The sequence below is a fragment of the Bacillus sp. ChL18 genome (assembly GCF_026241425.1).
Lineage (GTDB): Bacteria > Bacillota > Bacilli > Bacillales > Bacillaceae > Bacillus > Bacillus velezensis.
This window is the reverse complement of sequence record NZ_JAPHWE010000002.1, coordinates 446,830-469,245: the sequence shown is the minus strand read 5'-3', so window position 1 is coordinate 469,245 and position 22,416 is coordinate 446,830. Positions and strand designations below refer to the sequence as shown.

General features: G+C 46.3%; 25 protein-coding genes. 4 read left to right on the top strand and 21 right to left on the bottom strand.

Annotation, left to right across the window (positions count from 1 at the left end):
- Window positions 1–17 precede the first annotated feature (17 nt).
- Window positions 18–455 (bottom strand): DUF5392 family protein, encoded by a 438-nt coding sequence (locus OQ477_RS13380; RefSeq protein ID WP_014419085.1) that lies wholly within the window; start codon window positions 453–455, stop codon window positions 18–20.
- 220 nt (window positions 456–675) lie between these two features.
- On the opposite strand from OQ477_RS13380, the gene cls reads away from it, so the two are divergent.
- From cls to xynA, 3 genes are all read left to right on the top strand, one after another.
- Complete coding sequence (gene cls, locus OQ477_RS13375) at window positions 676–2,124, top strand: cardiolipin synthase (RefSeq protein WP_007407575.1); 1,449 nt, start codon at window positions 676–678, stop codon at window positions 2,122–2,124.
- 135 nt (window positions 2,125–2,259) lie between these two features.
- A complete protein-coding gene (locus tag OQ477_RS13370; RefSeq protein ID WP_021494822.1) occupies window positions 2,260–2,646 on the top strand; it encodes a DUF5362 family protein in 387 nt (128 codons plus the stop codon).
- 482 nt (window positions 2,647–3,128) lie between these two features.
- Window positions 3,129–3,770 carry an endo-1,4-beta-xylanase XynA gene (xynA, locus tag OQ477_RS13365; RefSeq protein ID WP_094296216.1) on the top strand — a complete coding sequence of 214 codons (642 nt, stop codon included), beginning with the start codon at window positions 3,129–3,131 and terminating at the stop codon, window positions 3,768–3,770.
- A 354-nt stretch (window positions 3,771–4,124) separates the two neighbouring features.
- Here xynA and OQ477_RS13360 read toward each other — a convergent pair whose 3' ends face one another.
- The 16 genes from OQ477_RS13360 to OQ477_RS13285 all read right to left on the bottom strand — a co-directional run bounded on the left by OQ477_RS13360 (window position 4,125) and on the right by OQ477_RS13285 (window position 17,409).
- The gene (locus OQ477_RS13360) at window positions 4,125–4,529 is read right to left on the bottom strand and encodes an Rrf2 family transcriptional regulator (protein ID WP_007614341.1); all 405 of its coding nucleotides are present in this window, start codon (window positions 4,527–4,529) and stop codon (window positions 4,125–4,127) included.
- Window positions 4,530–4,670: 141 nt separating this feature from the next.
- Complete coding sequence (gene ureC / locus OQ477_RS13355; protein ID WP_007614343.1) at window positions 4,671–6,380, bottom strand: urease subunit alpha; 1,710 nt, start codon at window positions 6,378–6,380, stop codon at window positions 4,671–4,673.
- Window positions 6,377–6,751 (bottom strand): urease subunit beta, encoded by a 375-nt coding sequence (gene ureB / locus OQ477_RS13350; RefSeq protein WP_003151199.1) that lies wholly within the window; start codon window positions 6,749–6,751, stop codon window positions 6,377–6,379. The genes ureC and ureB overlap by 4 nt, the downstream gene beginning before the upstream one ends.
- The gene (gene ureA, locus OQ477_RS13345) at window positions 6,748–7,065 is read right to left on the bottom strand and encodes an urease subunit gamma (protein WP_003151198.1); all 318 of its coding nucleotides are present in this window, start codon (window positions 7,063–7,065) and stop codon (window positions 6,748–6,750) included. Before ureA ends, ureB begins: the two co-directional genes overlap by 4 nt.
- A 352-nt stretch (window positions 7,066–7,417) precedes the next feature.
- Window positions 7,418–7,606, bottom strand: a complete 189-nt coding sequence (locus tag OQ477_RS13340; protein WP_032863869.1) for a CsbD family protein — start codon at window positions 7,604–7,606, stop codon at window positions 7,418–7,420.
- 74 nt (window positions 7,607–7,680) lie between these two features.
- Complete coding sequence (locus tag OQ477_RS13335; RefSeq protein ID WP_007407583.1) at window positions 7,681–8,160, bottom strand: hypothetical protein; 480 nt, start codon at window positions 8,158–8,160, stop codon at window positions 7,681–7,683.
- Between the two features lie 121 nt (window positions 8,161–8,281).
- Window positions 8,282–9,412, bottom strand: coding sequence for a tetratricopeptide repeat protein (locus OQ477_RS13330; RefSeq protein ID WP_265972747.1), 1,131 nt, complete (start codon window positions 9,410–9,412; stop codon window positions 8,282–8,284).
- A 190-nt stretch (window positions 9,413–9,602) separates the two neighbouring features.
- Window positions 9,603–10,628 (bottom strand): GTP 3',8-cyclase MoaA, encoded by a 1,026-nt coding sequence (gene moaA, locus OQ477_RS13325; RefSeq protein ID WP_014419094.1) that lies wholly within the window; start codon window positions 10,626–10,628, stop codon window positions 9,603–9,605.
- A 17-nt stretch (window positions 10,629–10,645) separates the two neighbouring features.
- Window positions 10,646–11,434 (bottom strand): formate dehydrogenase accessory sulfurtransferase FdhD, encoded by a 789-nt coding sequence (gene fdhD, locus OQ477_RS13320; protein ID WP_121984250.1) that lies wholly within the window; start codon window positions 11,432–11,434, stop codon window positions 10,646–10,648.
- 94 nt (window positions 11,435–11,528) lie between these two features.
- A complete protein-coding gene (locus OQ477_RS13315; RefSeq protein ID WP_007407587.1) occupies window positions 11,529–11,693 on the bottom strand; it encodes a hypothetical protein in 165 nt (54 codons plus the stop codon).
- 86 nt (window positions 11,694–11,779) lie between these two features.
- Entirely contained in the window at window positions 11,780–12,460 is a 681-nt protein-coding gene (locus tag OQ477_RS13310; protein ID WP_012118657.1) for a VWA domain-containing protein, read from the bottom strand.
- Window positions 12,461–12,769: 309 nt separating this feature from the next.
- The gene (locus OQ477_RS13305) at window positions 12,770–13,456 is read right to left on the bottom strand and encodes a VWA domain-containing protein (RefSeq protein ID WP_007407590.1); all 687 of its coding nucleotides are present in this window, start codon (window positions 13,454–13,456) and stop codon (window positions 12,770–12,772) included.
- A gap of 265 nt (window positions 13,457–13,721) precedes the next feature.
- Window positions 13,722–14,753, bottom strand: a complete 1,032-nt coding sequence (spoIID, locus tag OQ477_RS13300; RefSeq protein WP_265972742.1) for a stage II sporulation protein D — start codon at window positions 14,751–14,753, stop codon at window positions 13,722–13,724.
- Window positions 14,754–14,952: 199 nt separating this feature from the next.
- Window positions 14,953–16,263 (bottom strand): UDP-N-acetylglucosamine 1-carboxyvinyltransferase, encoded by a 1,311-nt coding sequence (murA, locus tag OQ477_RS13295; RefSeq protein WP_007614362.1) that lies wholly within the window; start codon window positions 16,261–16,263, stop codon window positions 14,953–14,955.
- A 33-nt stretch (window positions 16,264–16,296) separates the two neighbouring features.
- Complete coding sequence (locus OQ477_RS13290) at window positions 16,297–17,037, bottom strand: YwmB family TATA-box binding protein (RefSeq protein ID WP_265972741.1); 741 nt, start codon at window positions 17,035–17,037, stop codon at window positions 16,297–16,299.
- 141 nt (window positions 17,038–17,178) lie between these two features.
- Entirely contained in the window at window positions 17,179–17,409 is a 231-nt protein-coding gene (locus tag OQ477_RS13285; protein ID WP_007614366.1) for a DUF1146 family protein, read from the bottom strand.
- A 172-nt stretch (window positions 17,410–17,581) separates the two neighbouring features.
- On the opposite strand from OQ477_RS13285, the gene OQ477_RS13280 reads away from it, so the two are divergent.
- Window positions 17,582–18,052 (top strand): hypothetical protein, encoded by a 471-nt coding sequence (locus OQ477_RS13280; protein ID WP_007407595.1) that lies wholly within the window; start codon window positions 17,582–17,584, stop codon window positions 18,050–18,052.
- Window positions 18,053–18,096: 44 nt separating this feature from the next.
- On the opposite strand, the gene OQ477_RS13275 is transcribed toward OQ477_RS13280, so the two are convergent.
- From OQ477_RS13275 to atpA, 4 genes are all read right to left on the bottom strand, one after another.
- Window positions 18,097–18,495: a F0F1 ATP synthase subunit epsilon gene (locus OQ477_RS13275; RefSeq protein WP_003151176.1), complete on the bottom strand. Its 399-nt coding sequence runs from the start codon at window positions 18,493–18,495 to the stop codon at window positions 18,097–18,099.
- A 23-nt stretch (window positions 18,496–18,518) separates the two neighbouring features.
- Window positions 18,519–19,940 (bottom strand): F0F1 ATP synthase subunit beta, encoded by a 1,422-nt coding sequence (gene atpD / locus OQ477_RS13270; protein ID WP_003151173.1) that lies wholly within the window; start codon window positions 19,938–19,940, stop codon window positions 18,519–18,521.
- A gap of 25 nt (window positions 19,941–19,965) precedes the next feature.
- On the bottom strand, window positions 19,966–20,829 hold the full coding sequence (gene atpG, locus OQ477_RS13265; protein WP_003151172.1) for an ATP synthase F1 subunit gamma: 864 nt from the start codon (window positions 20,827–20,829) through the stop codon (window positions 19,966–19,968).
- Between the two features lie 75 nt (window positions 20,830–20,904).
- The gene (atpA, locus tag OQ477_RS13260) at window positions 20,905–22,413 is read right to left on the bottom strand and encodes a F0F1 ATP synthase subunit alpha (RefSeq protein WP_003151170.1); all 1,509 of its coding nucleotides are present in this window, start codon (window positions 22,411–22,413) and stop codon (window positions 20,905–20,907) included.
- Window positions 22,414–22,416: the final 3 nt, after the last annotated feature.

The window sequence follows — 22,416 nt, the reverse complement described above, 5'->3', positions numbered from 1 at the left end:
CGCGCGTCAGCTCTTTTTTAATAAAGCATTTCTTTTTTCCGGTCTTCTTCCGTTAAAAATTCAATAAAGCTCTTCATCGCAGACGGCTCCTCGGCAATCAGCCGGGTATAGGCGCTTTTCCGTTCTTCGGACAGAATATCGCTTTTTCTGATTCTGTTCAGCATATAAAGGCGGATCGTTTTTTGCACCTGTTTCCGCTGATAGCCGGCTTCCTTAAACAATGCAAGACCCAAGGCCGCCAGGAGGGCAAAAATGCCGGCCGACACGAGAGCTCCTCTCCCGGAAGGGGCCTGAATCAAAAGCGATGCCAGATGAAACAGACTAAAAGCGGCGAGCGGGAAAGCAAGAAAACGGTAAATGATGCTTTTTTTCATCAGCGGCGCAATGGCGATTTGTATTTTCTGAATTTCTTTTTTTATGAATCCCGGCAATTGTTCCGCATGCTCCAGCTTCATGCCCTCTCCCCTTTGCTGTCATTTTTGTCTTCTTTTTCATATATGCATATTTTACCGCACCCGGAACTTTCTTTGAAAGAAAACTGCATTCATCTTTGATTCCGGCTCTTTATTCTTTCAAAATGTCAATGTTATAATTTGAAATGGGAATCAGATTGCTGCACTTGTCGGAATACTAATGGGCACAGTCTTGATAAATATGATATAGCGGGGTTGCAAAGTGAGCATTTCATTTATTTTATTCGGATTTTTTTTCGTTTTAAATATACTTTTGGCCGTCATCATGATTTTCAAAGAAAGACGCGATGCCAGCGCTTCATGGGCTTGGCTTTTGGTTCTTTTTTTTATTCCCATTTTAGGGTTTATTTTATACCTGTTATTCGGCCATAACCTGAGACGCAAGCATCTGTTCCAATGGGAGGACCGTAAAAAAATCGGGATTGAAAAGCTGCTGAAGTCTCAGCTGAAAGATCTGAAGTCGAGGCAATTCCAATTTAACAACAGAGCGACTGTGGATAATAAAGACCTCATCTATATGCTTGTCATGAACAACCACGCAGTCTTTACAGAGGATAATTCGGTGGAGATTTTGACGGACGGGCGCGATAAGTTCAAACGCTTAATGAAGGACATTTCCAACGCAAAAGATCACATTCACCTTCAATACTATATTTATAAAGGTGATGAACTGGGAAAAAAATTGCGCGATGCCTTAGTAAAAAAAGCACGGGAAGGCGTAAAAGTCAGAGTGTTATATGATGAACTCGGTTCAAGATCACTCAGAAAAAAATTCTTCAAACCGCTGCGGGACGCCGGCGGCCATGTGGAAGTCTTTTTTCCTTCCAGGCTTCGTCCGATTAATTTGCGGCTCAATTATCGGAATCACCGCAAGCTCGTCATCATTGACGGCGAAACCGGCTATGTCGGCGGCTTTAACGTCGGAGATGAATATCTCGGCCTGAATCCGAAATTCGGCTACTGGCGCGATACGCACCTCAGGCTTCAAGGCACGGCGGTACACGCCATTCAGACACGGTTTATCCTCGATTGGAACCAAGCCTCCCATCATCATACGCTCACATACGTTCCGAATCATTTTCCGGAATGCGAGCCGAAGGGCAATGTCGGGATGCAGATTGTCACGAGCGGACCGGACTCAGAATGGGAACAAATTAAAAACGGCTATATCAAGATGATCTCAACGGCCAAACGGTCGATCCTGATTCAGACGCCTTACTTTATTCCTGACTCAAGTCTTTTAGATGCCCTCAGGATCGCCTGTCTGTCAGGCATCGACGTCAAAATCATGATTCCGAACAAGCCGGATCACGCTTTCGTTTACTGGGCGACTTTATCTTACATCGGCGATCTTTTAAAAGCCGGAGCCTCAGTCTACATTTACGATAACGGCTTTATTCATGCAAAAACGATTGTCGTCGATGATGAGACGGCTTCCGTCGGTACGGCGAATATCGACGTCAGAAGCTTCAGACTTAATTTTGAAGTCAACGCCTTTATTTATGACGTCACCATCGCGAAAAAACTCATTTCCTCATTTAAAGAAGATCTGCTCGTCTCCAGAAAATATACGTATGAAGAATATCAGGAGCGTTCGCTGCGGATCCGCATTAAAGAATCGATTTCAAGACTTCTTTCGCCGATTTTGTAATTCCCGGGGTGTTTCTCGGGAATTTTCTGATACAAAAACGGACACGGCATGAAAAAACACATTTTATATTCAAAAGAATGACCGAATAGTGTATAAATGAAAAGTGAGTATTTTTTTGTAAAGGAGTGCCATAGTTTGAAACCTGAATCAGTGAATCGCTCGCTTATTTCTATTTCGAAATGGGGAAAAGCGACAGGTATTTTATTTATTATCGTGGGTGCGTTTGCGGCGCTGTCAGGCGCGTTTTTCTTTTTAATCGGAGCCATTCCCGGCGTTTTGCAGATCATTGCCGGCATTTTTCTGATGCGCTCGGCAAATGAAGCGGGACAGATGGCGGAGCAGTTCAATGAACTGACAGAGGAACATATGCTGGAGAATTATGCAAAGTTCGTGAAAATGCAGGGGATCTACCTGATTGTGACGGTCGGCTTGTCCGTTCTCGGCATCGTTCTTTTCGTTATCCTCATGACGCTCGGCATCGTGGACGACGCGTTTAATAATATTGATGCCAATACATATTAAAAAGAAAATCCCGGCGCATCCGCCCGGGATTTTTTCTTATTCCGCTTCTTCGACAACGGGAAAGTTTTTCTGCTTTGGATTTGCCAATACGGCGATGGCATAATAGCGCAGCTGAGACGCTGTCTGCAGATATTCTTTCAGACATTCCGGCTTCAGCCAGACGTGTCGCCGTCACATCAAAAAAGCTTTTCCTCAGAGTTTCAGCTGAAATCACTCAATTGTTCGACTGTTCCTGATCAGGTTTAGAAGCAAGAATTGTGATTCTGCAAAATAAGGATAAAAGCCATGGTGGAACAAGACCGCTTATCATACAGTTTTTTGGGTCTTTGTAATTAATTTACAATTGTTCTTAATATTCACTCATGTATTCATGCTATTATATTGAAAGGAACGATCAAAAGCGTTGGCGTTCGTAATTGTTTTAAATATTTACGAGTGCTGCCTCATGTCAAAGTCAGAAAAAATAGTATAGGAGGTAACATATGTTTAAGTTTAAAAAGAAATTCTTAGTTGGATTAACGGCAGCTTTCATGAGTATCAGCATGTTTTCGGCAACCGCTTCTGCAGCTGGCACAGATTACTGGCAAAATTGGACTGATGGGGGCGGAACAGTCAACGCAGTCAATGGATCTGGCGGGAATTACAGTGTTAATTGGTCTAATACCGGAAATTTCGTTGTTGGTAAAGGCTGGACTACAGGCTCGCCATTTAGAACAATAAACTATAATGCCGGAGTCTGGGCGCCGAATGGCAATGGATATTTGACTTTATATGGCTGGACGAGAGCACCTCTCATCGAATATTATGTAGTGGATTCATGGGGTACTTACAGACCTACCGGAACGTATAAAGGTACTGTAAAGAGTGATGGAGGTACATATGACATATATACAACGACACGTTATAACGCACCTTCCATTGATGGCGATAACACTACTTTTACGCAGTACTGGAGTGTTCGCCAGTCGAAGAGGCCGACTGGAAGCAACGCTGCAATCACTTTCAGCAATCATGTTAACGCATGGAAGAGCCATGGAATGAATCTGGGCAGTAATTGGTCTTACCAAGTCTTAGCGACAGAAGGATATAAAAGCAGCGGAAGTTCTAATGTAACAGTGTGGTAACAGCTCATCTTTAATTAGGGGCAGCTAACGGGCTGCTGATCGTTCCTTGAGAAATTTTATAATGATTGTTAAGAGGCGAACGGTTTTGGCATTACCGGAGGCAGGATATTCTCCATCAGTTTTCGCGTATTAAAATAAGAGTGCCGTCATTTTTCGGTAACCCGCTTACAACAGACACCTTCACATAAGCCTTAAGCAAAATAAAAATATCCCGGTTACCACCTCCTTTAGTTCATTAAACAGATCGCAATCCCGCATCCAGGCGTGTCCGAATATGGAGCCAAAACCGTGATTTCCTCATTATCCCTTGTAACCATTTTTGTTACACCGCTAGCGGCATGAACCCATCTCTTTTTAACAAAAGAGATGATTCATTACATCATAAAGGGACTTGCTCGCAAGTTCATTCTCCATTGCCCGCTGTACGCTTCCGAACGTCTCATCGAGCGCGCGCTGAATATTTTTGCCGACCGGACAGTCGGGGTTCGGATTGTCGTGAACCGCAAAAAGCTCTTCCCTATTCTGCACCGCCCTGTAAACCTCTAAGAGGGTGATCTCCGACGGATCTTTTTTCAGGCTGGCTCCCGGAACACCCGCCCGGGATGTCAGAATACCCGCTTTTTTCAGCTGGCTGATCGTTCTCCGCACGACGACGGGATTGGTGTTTACGCTGCCCGCAATCATGTCCGATGACGCCCGTTCATCCGTTGAGATCAGCGATAGAATGTGAATGGCCACAGCAAGACGGCTGTTAATCATGTTTTTCACCACCGTTGTAACCACAATAGTTACATTTCATTTGTTTGTCAACTACTAATATACACTAAAACGGGCGGCAGGATGAAATCAAGTTGGCAATAGAGGTGTAAACAGGCCGGCGGGAAACCGGCCGGAGAGGGATTAAAATAAGAAATAACGCTGTCCGAGCGGAACATAGCTGACGGGCTGGCATGCCAGCTCTTCTCCGTCGGCGAACACCTGATAGGTTTTCGGATCGACTTGTATATTCGGCATCGCGTCATTCAGCTTCATGTCGAGCTTACTCAGCTTACGGATATTCCGTACGGGAGAAATCATTTTTTCAAGGCCGAGCTTTTCCGGCACACCGTTTGCGATACCGGCCTGGGACATAAATGTAATAGAGGTATTTCGGTTTGCTTTACCGTATGATGCGTACATCTGCCGCATAAACACGGGCTCAGGCGTCGGAATGGAAGCATTCGGATCTCCCATTTGGGCGCGGGCGATCATGCCGCCTTTGAGCACAAGTTCAGGTTTGACGCCGAAGAAAACCGGGTCCCATAGTACGAGGTCGGCGAGCTTCCCTTTTTCAACGGAACCGACTTCATGGCTCAGGCCGTGAGTGACGGCCGGGTTTATCGTGTATTTGGCGATATAGCGTTTGGCGCGCACATTGTCATTGCCGTTTTCTCCTGATAGAGCGCCGCGCTGTTTTTTCATTTTATCGGCCACCTGCCATGTCCGGATAATCACTTCTCCCACCCTGCCCATCGCCTGCGAGTCAGATGACGTCATGCTGATCGCGCCGATATCGTGCAGAATATCCTCCGCCGCAATGGTGGCCGCTCTGATGCGTGAATGGCTGAACGCCACGTCTTCAGGCACTTTTGAATCTAAATGATGGCAGACCATCATCATATCAAGATGCTCGTCCATCGTGTTGACGGTATATGGAATCGTCGGCGTCGTAGAGGACGGCAGGATATTGGCGTAAGATGCGAGTTTCATAATATCCGGTGCGTGGCCTCCGCCGGCTCCCTCTATGTGATATGTATGGATAACCCGGTCGCCGATCGCATCAAGCGTATTTTCTAAAAAGCCCGCTTCATTAATCGTGTCTGTGTGGATCGCCACCTGAATGTCCGCCTCATCCGCGACTTCCATGCAAGCTTTAATGGCGCTTGGCGTTGATCCCCAATCTTCATGCAGCTTCAGGCCGATCGCGCCTGCTTCCACCTGCTCGATCAGCGGCGCTTTATCGGATGCATTCCCTTTTCCTAAGAAACCGACGTTGATCGGAAACTCCTCGGCCGCTTCCAGCATTCTCGACATGTACCATGCACCGGATGTACAAGTCGTCGCTTTACTTCCCGTCGCAGGACCCGTTCCGCCGCCGAGAAGCGTGGTCACGCCTGAAGAAAGCGCGACTTCCATCTGCTGCGGGCAGATAAAGTGGATATGCGTATCCACCCCGCCGGCCGTTACGATTTTCCCTTCACCGGAAATGACTTCTGTTCCGGCACCGATAATCATGTGCGGGTCCACCCCATCCATAATATCCGGGTTGCCGCTTTTCCCGACGCCGACAATCCGTCCGTCCTTCACCCCGATATCCGCCTTGACGATTCCGGTATAATCCAGGATAACGGCGTTTGTAATGACCAGATCAAGCGCTCCGTCTTTCCCGGTGATACGCCCGTTCTGCCCCATGCCGTCCCGGATTGTTTTCCCCCCGCCGAAAATCATTTCTTCACCGTAATTCGTGAAATCTTTTTCGACTTCAATCCATAAATCCGTATCTCCGAGTCTGACTTTGTCTCCCGTTGTCGGTCCGAACAGTTCTGCGTATTGCTCACGTGACATTTTCATCGGATCGCCTCCTCCATCCATCCGGCTTTTTTAAGATTTGACAGCGTCTTCTCTTTTCCCCGCTCATCCATATACGTATCGGCCATGCCGTTGAGACCTCTGACCGTTTTTCGCCCTCCGATTTCCACGAGCGTGACGGTTTTCTCTTCTCCCGGTTCAAAACGGACAGAAGTGCCTGACGGGATATCAAGGCGCATGCCGATTGCTTTGTCCCGATTGAAGGAAAGGGCGCCGTTGGCTTCGGCAAAATGAAAATGCGATCCTACCTGCACTGACCGTGTTCCGTTATTGGTGACTGACACCTCCAGCGTCTTCCGGCCTTCGTTAATGGTGATGGTCCCCTTTGCGACTTGAATCGCTCCCGGCTTCATGACTTCACCTCCGCTTTGATCGGCTGATGAACGGTGACAAGCTTAACCCCGTCCGGGAACGTCGCTTCCACCTGAATGCTGTCCAGCATTTCCGCAACGCCTTCCATAACGTCTTTTTCCGTCAATACATTGCGGCCGGATTCCATCAGCTCAGCAACGCTTTTTCCGTCTCTCGCGCCTTCCATCAGATAACAGGTCAAATATGCGGCGGCTTCGGGATAATTCAGCAGAACGCCGCGCGCCTTCCGCTGCTTAGCGAGCTCTCCCGCCGTAAAAATAAGCAATTTTTCTTGTTCAACCGGTGTCAGTTTCATCTGTATTCCCCCTCAGTGATAGTCAAACACAATCCGTATGGTCATACGAAACGATGCAGGCGGCCGTCACCCCCTTCACCTCATGAAATGTTAAGTGATAAAAGTTATTCGACGGTGAACGGCCCGATTCCTTTTGCAGAAATTACCGATTTCTGATTTTTTTCTTCAACAAACGTTTAATTAAATGTGAAGAAAGGTTACATTCTATGTGAATATTATAAAGAAATTACCGGTGAATTTATAGAATATTTAAAAATTTAGTAAATATTAACCAAATGAACTGGAATTTTTGTCATTTCTCATAACAAAAAGCCCAAAATATTTTGGGCTTTTGCTGTGTTTCACTATCAAATTAATCATCACTGAGTTTATCTTTCGTTTTACCGACACCCTTTTGCAGGCTGCCTTTCGCTTTGTCTTTTTTACCTTCCGCTTTTAAGTCGGACTTGTCTGCCATGTCGCCTGCTTTGTCCTTTGCTTCCCCTTTCACTTTGTTCATGCCGCCTTTTACTTTGTCTTTTAAACCGTTATCTTGACTCATGATCTCTTCAGCTCCTTTTTTGTTATGTGTACTTGTTTTCTTCCCTTTCAGCCTGAACACAAACATGTAAACTCTCAATTATTGATTTCACAGCGTTCCCCGTAGCGGAGCACTTTGTAAACGGCCAATCCGTCTGACAGCTTATTATCCCCGTATTGCACCGGCAGAAGGGCAAAGAAAACATAATAAGTTGAAAAATAGACAAATTGGTAAAAAAATAAGTTTGGCTCGAGGACATCTTTTATGATCAGCAGATTTATTAAAAAGATAGAAGCGAGATTAAACAGACAGCCTCCGGAATAGACGAGCGCGCTCGTCAGGCGGTTATCTATCCGCAATTCGCCGAACTTGCAGAAAGAATCTATGAAGTAGATACGCCGAACCTGAATCGGCCCTACTTTTAAAAGACGTTTCCCCATTCCGATATCCAATGATGCCTTGCCTCCGAACAGCATGGCCATAAAGCTGTGTCCCGACACATGGATGACAGACACCATCGGCAGAATGATGAGAAATGATACGAAAAACTTTATCATATCATTGAATCCGAACAACAAATCCCTCCTTCCCATCGCACTTTTTTCTCTCTTTTGCGATTTTTCCGTTTTTTTCTATGGTCAAACGTTATGATGTGCATAAAAAAATAACCATCTGCTGATCAGATGGTTAAGAAAATTATATATCGTATAAACACTGTTCTTTTTGAATGTTTTCTCTCATGCGAATCGCTTTTTCATAAAAATACGCCGCTTCTTTATATTGCCCATCTCCGCTTGTGTAAATGGCGGCCTCCAAGGCGAAATCTTCAATATACACATACAGCGATTTTTCATTCATATAGTCAAACACTTCATGGATTAAATCCATATTGAGTGACTCCAAATAAAGCGCTTGTAAAAACTTATACTTCTCTAAACTGAATCGGTCGCCCCGTTCTTTCGCGATCATGACCCCTCTTTCATAATAGGTAAGGGCCGCTTGGTCATCATGCAGCCTGAAAAGGGTGTGCGTTAAGCTGAACAGCGCCTTCGGAAGCTGTTCAAGCTGATGCTCTTCAAAAACGGGAACCGCTTTTCTAAAGTACCGGGCCGCTTCATCCAGATCGCGCTTTTCAGAATAACAATTCCCCAGATTGTAAAGCGAAGACCCGATCAGGCGGGGCTGTCCTTCAAGCAAAGAAAGGCGGAGGGCTTCGTCTAAATGCTCAAGCGCTTTGTCGTAGTTTTTGCAGTCGATGTAGTTTCCTGAGATGACGAAATGGCATTGAATTCTCCGCACTCTGTAGAAATCGTGTTTCATATACGTATCCAGCGCCTGAATCCCGTGATTCATGGAAAAATGAGTCTGCTTCATGACATAAAACACTTCAGACATCTTGAAATGGAATTCCGCCCTCTCTATATCATCCTCGACAAATGAAAGGAGTTTTTCCGCTTTCCGGTAAAAAGAAATAGCCGCAACATAGTTATTGTGATCGAATTCATACATCCCTCTGAACAAATGGAAATAATACTCAGACAGTCCCGATATGCTGTCCGTGCTTTCGATCGTCTTTTGCAGCTCGCTGTACTGAATCTGTGATTGTTCGGTGCATTCCGGCTTGACGTAATCAAGCATAATATGATGGCGGTAGCTGATCAGCTGATAATATAACAGCAGCAGCTGGTCTTCCTCCATACGTTGTATATCCTCATCAATTTCCTCTTTCAGCTTTATGGCATCAGCCGCTTGAAACGCTAAAATGTGCTTGTACCATTTGTTGATCTTAACTCCAACTTGAGATGACGGAATCTCGTATGCGGTCATGCCCCTTTCACAACCTTTTCTAATTTCTATTGGTTATATTTTAACATATTGTATGGCTTTGGAATTGCATAACTTGATTGTCCTGCATCAAAATTCCTATCATATATTTCGGCTGTTACCGGTATTTTTTGAACAGACCGCTCTCATATTGTGAATAAAAAAGCCTGCCCTTGTCCGGGCAAGCTTTTCTTCATCCGCCTATATAAGACATCTCCACTTTCTTTTTCCCATCCGTTTTAGAAAGCGCGCGGTCAATTGAATACTGATCCGTGCGATTTCTCCAGACAGAAGCGATGGATTCCGTCAATTCGTCATCGGTCAGACCGCCGCGCACGAGCTTCCGAACATCATAGCCGCTTGACGCAAACAGGCACGTAAACAGCTCGCCTCTCGCCGACAGGCGCGCTCTGTTGCAGGAGGCGCAGAATGCATCCGAGACGGAGGAAATTACGCCGATTTCGCCGGAACCGTCAAGATAGCGGAACCTGGAAGCGACCTCTCCTTTATAATTCGCTTCTATCGGCTCCGTCGGCATGTGCTGGTTGATCAGATCAATAATCTCGGCCTTCGTGATCACGTCTTTTTTATTCCATTGATTCGTATTGCCGACATCCATAAATTCAATAAACCGGAGAATATGACCCTTTTCTTTAAAATAGCGGGCCATCGGCAGGATATCTTTTTCATTGACGCCCTTTTGAACAACCATGTTGATTTTCACACCGAGTCCGGCCGATTTTGCCGCCTCAATGCCCTCAAGCACCTTGTTCACCGAAACCCCGCGGCCGTTAATGGCCTTAAACCGCTCATCCTCTAAAGAATCGAGGCTGACTGTCACGCGATGCAGCCCCGCCTGCTTCAGTTTTTCCGCATACACGGGAAGCAGAGAGCCGTTTGTCGTCATCGCGATATCTTTAAGTCCGGGGATGCGCGCAAGTTTTTTGATCAATTCAGGCATATCTTTTCTCATGAGCGGCTCTCCGCCCGTCAGCCTGATTTTTTCAACGCCGAAGCGGCCGACAAACAGCTTCGCAAGCCGCTCAAGCTCCTCGAAGGAGAGCAATTCCGTCTTTTGTAAAAATGGATAATCCGGTCCGAATAATTCGGCTGGCATACAGTACGTGCATCTGAAGTTGCAGCGGTCGGTTACAGAGATACGAAGATCCCTGAGCGGCCTTTCCCTTTTGTCTGTCACCCGGCGCGTTTCTGTATTCATAAGCCCAAGACCCCTTTCTATTGTTCAACCCGTTCTGGATGTGTGTATACGTTAAATGATCCGTTTCTGACAAAACCTATCGCGGTTATGTTCAGCTCTTCCGCCATTTGCAGCGCGAGCTCCGTCGGGGCCGATTTTGAAATGACAATCGACACGCCGATTTTTGCGGCTTTTAATAAAACCTCTGAGGAAATCCGGCCGCTGAAGACGATCAGCTTGTCACGGACCGGCATTCCCTTTTTCAAACAGCAGCCGTACAGCTTATCCAGCGCGTTGTGGCGCCCGATGTCCGTCCTCATGAAGAGCAGCTTATCCGTATCGCACAGCGCCGCATTATGGACACCGCCCGTTTCCCGGAAGGTGCCGCTCCCGCTTTGCATCTCCTTCATCAGGCGAAGGCACGTCTCAGGAGTTATGGTGATACGGCTGACGGCGGTTTTGGCCGTTTTCACATCCTGCTGAAAGTAAAAATGGCGGCCTTTCCCGCAGCATGAACCGATGACCCTCTTCGTATAGTCTTTTTGCTCAAGCACTCCGGGATTCGTCAGTTCAACATATGCAAACCCGAGACTTTCATCTATAGTAAAGCTTTTGATTTCTTTTTCAAAACGAATGACGCCTTCTGATGCGAGAAATCCGATGACGAGTTCCTCTAAATGGTCAGGCGTGCAGACGAGCGTAACAAATTCCTGCCCGTTCACCATGACGGTCAGCGGATACTCTGAAACCATCCGATCTGCCGTCTTTGTTAATACCCCTTTTTCATAGCGGTATATGTCTCTTACCGCTGTTGTTTTTTCATCCACTGTTTTCCCCTCCGCAGTATCCTTCTCTTTTATTCTTCCACAATCCCTGTATTTTGTCGAATTTGCGGTTTAAAAAAAGAGCCCTCTTCGGACTCTATGTTTCATTGCGATGATGTCTGCTCAGAATGGTGAATAAAATAACTGCGGCGATAATGGCCAATATACTGACGAATATGAAGGCGGCAAGCTTCAGAAAAATTCCCATCAGAACAAAAACGACTGCCGCCAGCACTAATATAATGCCTGCTCCTTTTAACAACAGCGTTCATCTCCTTTTATCCGTATCATTCCCGCGGTTTTTGTTTTCTAAACAAAAAAGACGCCGCGCGGGCGTCCTTTTTTAACCTATTCTTTTGCTAAATCCTTTGCAGCGTCTTCCCAAGCCTGTTTGAACTCGTCCGCGCTGTCAGCTGAGACATATGTGCCGCCTCCCGCTTCCGCCGCTTTTTCAAGGCTTTCGCTTCCTTTCATGCCGAAGTTGAAGCCGATGATATTGACGATCGTGTTGACGTTCGCTTTACGGAGCTTTTGAATTTCGGCCTGAGGATTACCGCCGCATGTTTCTTCACCGTCTGTGATCAGATATACGACGTTTTTCCCTGTGGCGCCGGCCCGCTCAAATTCTTCACGCGTATCAGAAAGCGCTTTCGCAATCGGTGTCCAGCCGGTCGGTTTAATCTTGCTGAGTGATTGCTCAAATGGAGTCACGGCGTACGGCTGAAGGCCGTATAACGTTTCTGTCGCATTACATGATACGGCTTTGCCTGAGTTTTTATTATTGCCCTTATGTCCGAATACCCGAAGCATCAGATTCGTGTCTTCAGGAAGAACTTCCGCAAAAGAAGTGACAGACTCTTTCGCAACATCTATTTTACGCTCTCCCCCTGTTTTTTGTATCATGCTTCCGCTTGCATCAAACAGCACGGCAACGTTTGTTTCTTCGTGCTTTTTCTCAGCTGCAAAAACAGGTGATCCGAGTGAAAGCGTCAAAAGTCCGACAATCCCCGCAGTGAACATTTTTTTCATTTCCTTCATTCCTCTCCGTTTGTTTTTGGCCGATGGGCCCCCGGCTCTTCTCTATGCTAGATGACGAGTATGCAAAAAGATATAGGGCGGGATTCCTTTTGTATAAGCGGCGGTACGCCGTTAAAAATGAGCAGAATTATGCGCATCATCCTAAAAAGATTGGATAAATGATGACAGATTTAATGCCTTTTTCGCCCTTTTTGTAATATAAGTCCGGAATCTGATTCTTTTTACAGTTTTCTCTTCATCTTTTCTTGAAATTTTTGTTAAATAAAAATAAAAAAAAGGGCCGATAAACGGCACCTTTTCTTATTCCGCTAATGAACTCGCTGCCATTGTAAAGATGCGGTTCATATCCTTTTGGCTGTGAGCTTCGTAATATTTTCCTCCGCCCGCTTTGGCAATCTCGTGAAGCTGGCCGTTGAAGCCTTCCTTAAAGTCAAAGCCGATTACGTTGACTTTAATATGCTGTTTGCGAAGTTCTTTCGCTGTCTTAACAGGATCTCCTCCGCATGTCTCCTCGCCGTCCGTCAACAGGAAAACGGATTTACTGCCAAGTTTGTGCAAACCGGTAAAGGAAGCCTTCGCATCCTCTAATGCTTTTGCAATCGGTGTCCAGCCCGTAGGCCCGATTCCGTTAAGAGAGTTAAGGAAGCTCTGTCTGTCAAACCTTTGGAATCCGTACACACCGCGAATGGATTCACAAGATTGAACCTTTCCGGAGTTTTTATTATTGCCTTCCGAACCGAAAACCGTCATTCTGACCTGTGATTTAGATTTAATTTGATCCGCAAAACGGACAATTTCTTCTTTTGCCATGTTGTATTTAGAAACACCGTCAATCCGTTTTGCCATACTGCCGCTCGCATCAAGTAAAATGGCGGTATTGTTTTTAAATGAAAGAGTCTTCTCGTTTGCATTCTCGGCAGCAAAAGCAGGAGATGCAGCAGTCAGCATCAATCCGAGCATGAGTATGAGTGAAAATGTTTTTTTCATTGCTTTTTCCCCTTTTCAATAGATTTACGTTCAACGCCGAACAATATTTATCGTAAATGAGATGATAAGGGAAATAAATAGGACGGCGTTCCTCATTATTTTTGCGTATATTCACATAGAAGCGGCATTTTTATCAGTGATTTACACCCGGCGCTCAGCCTTCAATCGACATTTGTCAGCCTTTAGGCTTTCGTTATATGAGTCTGTTGGTTGCTTTACCGTTTATGGAATAGTTTTCAAAAAAAACAGACGCTCATGAAAGCGTCTATTTTTTCGCCATATATTTGTTTAAAAATGAATCTGCTTCGGAAATGTCCACTCCCTGATAATAATGCTTGACGATGTCCGCCACTGATTTTCCCTGCTCCGCCATGTAATTGGCCCCGTACTGGCTCATGCCGACGCCGTGGCCGAATCCTTTTGTCGTAATGGTGATGCTGCCGCCGTTCCGTTTCCATTCAAAGTCGGCAGAACGGAGTCCGAGTTTTTCCCGGATGTCTCTTCCCTTCAGCTTTTTGCCGTTGATGACGGCCGTCGCCACTTGATGGCCCGGCGTTCTGGCTGTAATCTGTCCCACCGTGTTTTGTCCCGAGAGCTGTACGCCGAGCTTTTGCTGAAACTCCGGCACACTGAAGGTCTGGGTGGCGAGATATTTCGGCGATTGCTTATCCCACGGACTTTTCACGCTCTTTAAATAAGGAATGGCGCTTGTCCAATAGGCTTCCGCATTTTCCGTATACCCGTTGCTCGTAGAGAAGAAAGATGCCTCAATCGGCTTGTTGTCGTACGTTAAAATCTTTCCTTGTGTGCCGGCCACCGCGTTTGTGATTTTCTTGAGGTTGTGTGCGTACTTAGAACCCCATTCTTTTTTCAGCTGGCTTTTGCCTTGATAGACTTGGAACATTTGCGTATCATCCACCAGTGATCCTTTCGGCGCCTGAACGGCTGAGTCAGCGACCATCAGTCTGACGATGAATGTCCGGGCGGCGAGCGCCTGGGCTTTTAAGGCCTCCGGTTTAAAGTTTGCGGGCATTTCGGAAGCCACGACACCGACCACGTACTCTTCAAGCGGAATGTTCTCTACAGAATGATTGGATGTCCGATAAACCGGAATGGATACAGGTGATTCTTTCAATGTTTCTGCTCCTTTTGTTTCTCGTGTGGTGTGTGCTGTTTTGTGTCCGGGCTCTCTGTTTACGGCTGCTCCTTTTTCTGCCTGAAACGGAAGGACGAGAATGGTGGGGACAAGAAGAATTAGTATACACAGCCCGGATAGTAGAAATACAATCGGTTTCATATATCAGCTGCCTCCTGCTTGGGATTCGACTCTACTTCATCTTATGGGCAGGGACAAGCTAATATGACTTCCTTTTGGACAGAATCTTTATTCCATTTTTCACGCGAAAAACGTATTCTTTTTTGGAAATCAGAGCATAATAATGATGATAAACCATAAAAAAACAGTATGCCAGATTGACATACTGTTTTTACAGCCATTATGCGTTTAGGTCAGTTACGACTTCTTTGCTTTCTTGTTCAGCGGCCGTTTCATCAACGACACGCTCGATGTCAGCGCCGAGAGCCGCAAGTTTTTGATGGAAATTCACATAACCGCGATCCAAGTGCTTCAGTTCCGTGACACGTGTATGACCTTCAGCCACTAATCCCGCAAGAATCAGCGCCGCGCCCGCACGCAGGTCCGTAGCGGCAACTTCTGCGCCTTGCAGCTGTACAGGACCGTTAATGATCACAGAACGTCCTTCAATTTTAATGTCGCCATTCATCCGGCGGAATTCTTCAGCATGCATAAAACGGTTTTCAAACACAGTTTCAGTAATCATGCTTGTTCCGCTCGCACGGAGAAGCAGCGCCATCATTTGCGACTGCATATCAGTCGGGAATCCTGGGTGAGGCATCGTTTTAATGTCGATCGGCTTCAGCTGGGCAGGACCGATGACACGAAGGCCTTCTCCTTCATCCGTAATTTTGACTCCCATTTCTTCCATCTTCGCAATTAAAGACGTAAGATGCTCAGGAACCGCACCTTTGACTAATACATTTCCTTCCGTGATCGCCGCAGCCACCATGAAAGTACCCGCTTCAATACGGTCAGGAATGATGTTGTGTCTTACGCCGTGAAGCTTTTCCACACCTTCAATTTTAATGGTGCCTGTGCCGGCTCCGCGGATTTTTCCGCCCATCGCATTGATATAGTTCGCTAAGTCAACGATTTCAGGCTCTTTTGCCACGTTTTCAAGCGTTGTTGTTCCTTCAGCTAAAGCAGCTGCCATAATCAAGTTTTCTGTCGCACCCACACTTGGGAAATCTAAATAGATTTTTGCGCCCTGCAGACGGCCTTCCACTTCTGCTTCAATAAAGCCGTTGCCTACTTTGATTTTTGCACCCATTGCTTCAAAGCCTTTTAAATGCTGATCAATCGGTCTTGAGCCGATTGCGCAGCCGCCCGGAAGCGCTACTCTTGAATGACCCGTACGGGCTAACAGAGGGCCCATAACAAGCACTGACGCGCGCATTTTGCGCACATATTCAAAAGGTGCTTCTGTTTCTAAAGCGTAAGAAGCGTTTACGGTAACTTCATTATTCTCAAAATGCACATCTGCTCCTAAATGACGCAACACTTCATTAATTGTATATACATCGGAGAGCGTAGGTACATCACATATTACGCTTTTTTCTTCACTTGCTAATAAAGATGCAGCGATAACTGGTAAAACGGCATTTTTTGCTCCTTCAACTTTCACTGTGCCGTTTAACTTCTGACCGCCGCGGACGATGATTTTTTCCAAGGTATTCCCCTCCGCGTCCCTATATTCTCTATATTAATATTCAGTCGTCACGATTGGTGTGCCAACCGTAACGGTATGTTTTTCGCCCATTCCCGCACTTCTAAGCGCAACTTGCACATTCATCTTATGTTTCGATGTCATGATGTAATCTGTCCACTTATATGTAAATGCAGAAACAGAAACGAAATGAGGCTCAACTACATGTTCAACTGGACTTGCTTCAAATTCTTTCATGAGCTGTTCTGCTTTTTTTTGCAAAACAATACTCATATTATCATTTAAATGACCCTTTAGACAAGTAAAAATAAATACTTTATTTTGAAATATGTCATGTGCCTGCCGTTCAAACTGTTCATATGTATCATTCCAGTTTTCCGGTTGCTCCGGGCTCATTTGCTCATATAATAAATACGAAGTTGGGTTCTGGTTTTTGAGGGTAGTGACGAGCTGCAGTTTAAAAGTTGTGTGATTTTTTTTGTCAGAATACGTGCCGATGGCCTTTACGATTTTATCTTCCCGCGCGGATTCCCAATGATATTGCGGATACTGCGTCTTCAGTTCTTTTACCTTGTCATCAAATTCACTCAGTGACAGGTTCAGATTTTTTTTCGCATGAAGCGTCCATTCATCTACAGTGACCTGCTGCCGCTCCATTCCTTCGGCAATCTGGGCAAGCGGAGACAGCTCACTTGCATGAATGGAATGAAATACCGCTATTAAGGCGCTTAAAAAAACAAAAAACAAGATGATGCGGCCTGCTCTTTTTTTCTTCATATCGATCTCTCCCCCTTACTCCCATTTTTGCCGGAGCCGGGGAAAGCAATACATGGAAAACTTCGTCAAAACTCGCCAAGCGGGTGAAGAAAAATTGGTTGTTCACCCAGCGATTCCCTTCATTTCAACAGACGAAACATCTTAAAATAAGTATGGAAGCTGTTTCGAATAGGTAAGATAATCTAAAAAGAAGTCAGCGACTGCCGTACCGATCGCAATGGTAAGAAGAATGATCAGCAGCCTCGCCTGCACTATTTTTCCTTTTCGGATCAGCGGATCAAAGTTGACGGCCTGAAGCGCCCACCATGTCACCGCAATGCATACCAGGTGAACCAGGATGCTGATTGCGGCCTGCTGCCCCAATACATTCACAAATCCCATCTCCTTTCATTTTTTCCGCCCCTCATATCCTCTCTTATTATATAAGAAGAAGAGAGAAAGATGATCATTTTTACATCAGAATTTTTATCCAAAATTAGGGGCAATCCCCGCTTAAATGTCCGTTCTCCGGCATGATATACTTTTTTGGAAAGGAGATGGGAATATGAATCATTCCTTTTTTCATCCGGAAAAGCAGTATGGAGAAACACTTCCCGTATTTGACCACGAGTGGGAAGCGATAGCATTCTACTATGATTATAGACAGTCCCAAACAGAGGAACTGAAAGAATTATGTCAGTTTTTCAACATTTCTCTTGATTATTCACGCGGCAGCCTGCTGGAAGTGGAAGCTCTTTACTTCCGCAGCATACAAGAGCTGCTTTTGGCGGATTGGAACCTGCCGATTGACGAATTTGAGAAAATGCTCAGTGTGTATGTCATCGATTGCGCCATCAGACACCATGACGATGCCGAATGGGTCGTCAAACCTTATCCGTATACGGACGGCGCTTATACGACGGGTGTGCGGAGAGGAAACAAAACGTGGCACACCGACAACTGCTGCGAACATTTATATCTGCAAAAAGAAGAGGATCATCCGCTTATCGGCGTCTATGAATCTCTTATGCGTTAATATAGAAAAAGAATCCTTCTCAGACAGCCGAGAAGGATTCTTTTTTAGTTTCCTGCAACATCCAATCTGTTTACAGCCCGCTGTAGCGCAAGCTCAGCCCGACGAATGTCAGTATCATCTGATCGTTTGTTCAAACGGTCTTCCGCCCGCTTTTTCGCAGCAAGGGCGCGCTCTTTATCAATGCTTTCCGCTGTTTCAGCGGCTTGTGCAAGGATAGTGACCTGATCAGGACGGACTTCTAAAAATCCGCCGCTGACAGCCGCCAATTCGGTCTGCCCGTCTTTTTTAAGGCGGACAGCGCCGATTTTAAGCGGAGCCACGGTCGGAATATGGCCAGGCAAGATACCGAGATCACCGCTCTCGGCTCTTACACTTACCATTTCAATATCAGCATCATATACTGGGCCGTCGGGAGTAACGATATTGACTTTAACGGTCTTCATGCTTTTACCCTCCTAGGACCAGATTAAACTTCTACACCCATCTCTTTTGCATTCTCAATGACTTCTTCAATGCGTCCCACAAGACGGAATGCATCTTCCGGAAGATGGTCATATTTACCGGAAAGGATTTCTTTAAAGCCTCGTACCGTTTCTTTAACAGGCACGTAAGAACCTTTTTGTCCCGTAAACTGCTCAGCTACGTGGAAGTTTTGAGAAAGGAAGAACTGGATACGACGTGCGCGGTGAACGACAAGCTTGTCTTCTTCACCTAATTCGTCCATACCGAGAATCGCGATAATATCCTGAAGTTCTTTGTAACGCTGAAGCGTTGACTGGACTTCACGCGCCACCGCATAATGCTCTTCTCCGACAATTTCCGGAGCAAGCGCGCGGGAAGTGGAAGCCAGCGGATCAACCGCAGGGTAGATACCCATTTCAGTTAATTTACGCTCAAGGTTAGTCGTCGCATCCAAGTGAGCGAACGTTGTCGCCGGAGCCGGGTCAGTGTAGTCATCGGCAGGCACGTAGATCGCCTGGATAGATGTAACTGAACCAACGTTTGTAGACGTAATACGCTCTTGAAGCTGACCCATTTCTGTCGCAAGCGTCGGCTGATAACCAACCGCAGAAGGCATACGGCCGAGAAGCGCGGAAACCTCTGAACCCGCTTGTGTGAAACGGAAAATGTTATCGATAAAGAACAGTACGTCCTGTCCTTGTTTATCACGGAAATGCTCAGCCATTGTAAGACCCGTCAGTGCTACACGCATACGTGCGCCCGGCGGCTCGTTCATTTGTCCGAAGACCATGGCTGTTTTCTTAATAACGCCTGAATCGCTCATTTCGTAGAAAAGGTCGTTCCCTTCACGAGTACGCTCTCCTACACCGGCGAATACGGAAATACCGCCGTGCTCTTGCGCGATGTTGTTGATTAATTCCTGGATTAATACGGTTTTACCTACGCCGGCGCCGCCGAACAATCCGATTTTACCGCCCTTGATGTAAGGAGCGAGCAGGTCAACAACCTTAATTCCCGTTTCAAGAATTTCAACCTCAGTTGAAAGCTCATCGAATGAAGGAGCTGATCTGTGGATCGGGTCCTTTTGAGCATCCGCAGGCAGCGGTTCATTTAAATCAATTTTATCTCCCAGTACGTTAAATACGCGTCCGAGAGTCACATCACCGACAGGAACGGAAATCGGCGCACCTGTATCAACAGCTTCCATTCCGCGCTGAATTCCGTCCGTAGATGCCATGGCAATTGTACGGACTGTATCATCGCCTAAATGAAGAGCAACCTCTAGCGTTAGGTCGATGCCTACTTCATTTTCGCCTGTAGCTGGCTGTGAAACTTTAATCGCATTATAAATCGCAGGCAAGTGGCCGTCCTCGAAACGTACGTCGACAACCGGTCCAAGCACCTGACTTACGCGTCCTTTCTTCATCGCTATCCCTCCTGACAAAATCTTTCTATTCTAAAGCGGCTGCACCGCCGACAATTTCGGTAATTTCTTGTGTAATCGCCGCTTGACGCGCGCGGTTATATGAAAGCGAGAGTGAATCAATGAGTTCTTTCGCATTATCCGTCGCATTTTTCATTGCTGTCATTCTCGCAGCGTGTTCACTTGCTTTACTGTCAAGAAGCGCGCCGTAAATTAAGCTTTCCGCATATTGAGGAAGCAGCACTTCGAGCACCTCTTCTTCATCCGGTTCGAACTCGTAAGAAGCCGTGCGCTTCCCGCCGCTCGTTCCGAAATCCGTTAAAGGCAGCACTTTTTTCTCCGTCACTTCCTGTGAAATCGCACTGACGAAATGGTTATACACCAAATGCAGTTCATCAAAAGCGCCGTCGATAAACATTTGAACCGTCTGACGGGTCAAATCTTTAATCTGAGCAAAAGTGACCTCGTCGCCAAGCCCCACTAACTCAGACAAAATCGGCATTTCCCGTTTTTTGAAGAAATCGCGGCCGACTCTGCCGATTGCAATCACCGTGTATTCATCTTTAGACTGATGGCGTTCTTGAATGGTGCGGTAAGCGTTTCGCAAAACCGAACTGTTAAACGCACCCGCAAGCCCGCGGTCAGACGTAATGACGAGATACGCCGTCTTTTTCACTTCTCTTGAAACAAGCATCGGGTGTTTCGCGTTTTTCGCGCCTTTTCCGACGTTAAACACAACCTCCTGGATCTTATCCATATACGGAGCAAATGACTTCGCGTTGGTTTCCGCACGGTTCAGCTTCGCAGCGGATACCATCTGCATGGCTTTTGTAATCTGGCTTGTTTTTTTCGTTGACGTGATCCTTGACTTAATATCGCGTAATGAGGCCAAAGATTTCACCACCTTTATTCTTCATTTGCGTAAAAAGAGAGAAAAAGAGAACCTTTTTCTCTCATCTTCTAAGGGTTAGTTGCTTGGTGCAAATGTGCGTTTGAAGCCTTCGATTGCAGCTTTGAAGTCTTCATCAGCAGGAAGGTTTCCTGTTTTCGCAATGCCGTCAAGCAGATCTTTATGGTTTTGATCAAGGTACATGTAGTACTCTTCTTCAAAACGTCTGATATCCGCAACCGGAATATCATCAAGATATCCTTTTGTCAGCGCATAAAGAATGGCTACCTGTTTTTCAACCGGAAGCGGTTTATTCAAGTCTTGTTTCAGCACTTCAACTGTACGCGCACCGCGGTTCAGTTTCGCCTGAGTCGCCTGGTCAAGATCAGATCCGAATTGGGCGAACGCTTCAAGTTCACGGTATGAAGCCAGGTCAAGGCGCAATGTTCCCGCTACCTTTTTCATCGCTTTGATTTGGGCTGATCCGCCGACACGGGATACGGATAATCCGGCATTGATCGCAGGACGCACGCCTGAGAAGAATAGGTCGGATTGAAGGAAAATCTGTCCGTCAGTAATGGAAATGACGTTTGTCGGGATATAAGCGGAGATATCTCCTGCTTGTGTTTCGACGAACGGCAGCGCCGTAATTGATCCTGCGCCTTTTGCGTCACTCAGCTTGGCTGCGCGCTCAAGCAGACGGGAGTGAAGATAGAATACATCCCCAGGGAATGCTTCACGGCCCGGCGGACGGCGAAGAAGCAATGACAGCTCACGGTAAGCGGCCGCTTGTTTGGATAAATCATCATATACGACGAGAACGTGCTTGCCGTTGTACATGAATTCTTCACCCATTGTCACCCCTGCATACGGTGCAAGGTAAAGAAGCGGAGCCGGCTGTGAAGCGGACGCCGTCACGACAATCGTGTAATCAAGCGCGCCATGCTTACGAAGTGTTTCCACCACGCCGCGCACTGTAGATTCTTTCTGGCCGATCGCTACGTACACACAGATCATGTCTTGATCTTTTTGGTTTAAGATTGTATCAATCGCAACAGATGTTTTACCTGTCTGACGGTCACCGATAATCAGCTCACGCTGTCCGCGGCCGATCGGAATTAACGCGTCGATCGCTTTGATACCCGTTTGCAGCGGCTCATGTACCGATTTACGGTCCATTACGCCTGGAGCCTGGCTTTCGATCGGACGTGTTTTGCTTGTCAGAATCGGACCCAGTCCGTCTACCGGCTGTCCGAGCGGGTTGACGATACGTCCGATTAATTCTTCACCTACAGGAACTTCCATGATGCGGCCCGTTCTTTTGACCTCATCACCTTCACGGATATCTCTGTAAGGTCCTAAGATAACGATACCTACGTTGGATTCTTCAAGGTTTTGAGCCATACCCAAAACGCCGTTTGAAAACTCAACAAGTTCACCGGCCATACAATTGTCAAGGCCGTGCACACGCGCAATACCGTCTCCGACTTGGATGACTGTACCTACGTCATGAACTTCAATTTCAGATTGGTAATTTTGAATTTGCTGCTTTATCAGCGTGCTAATCTCTTCAGCTTTGATGCTCACTTA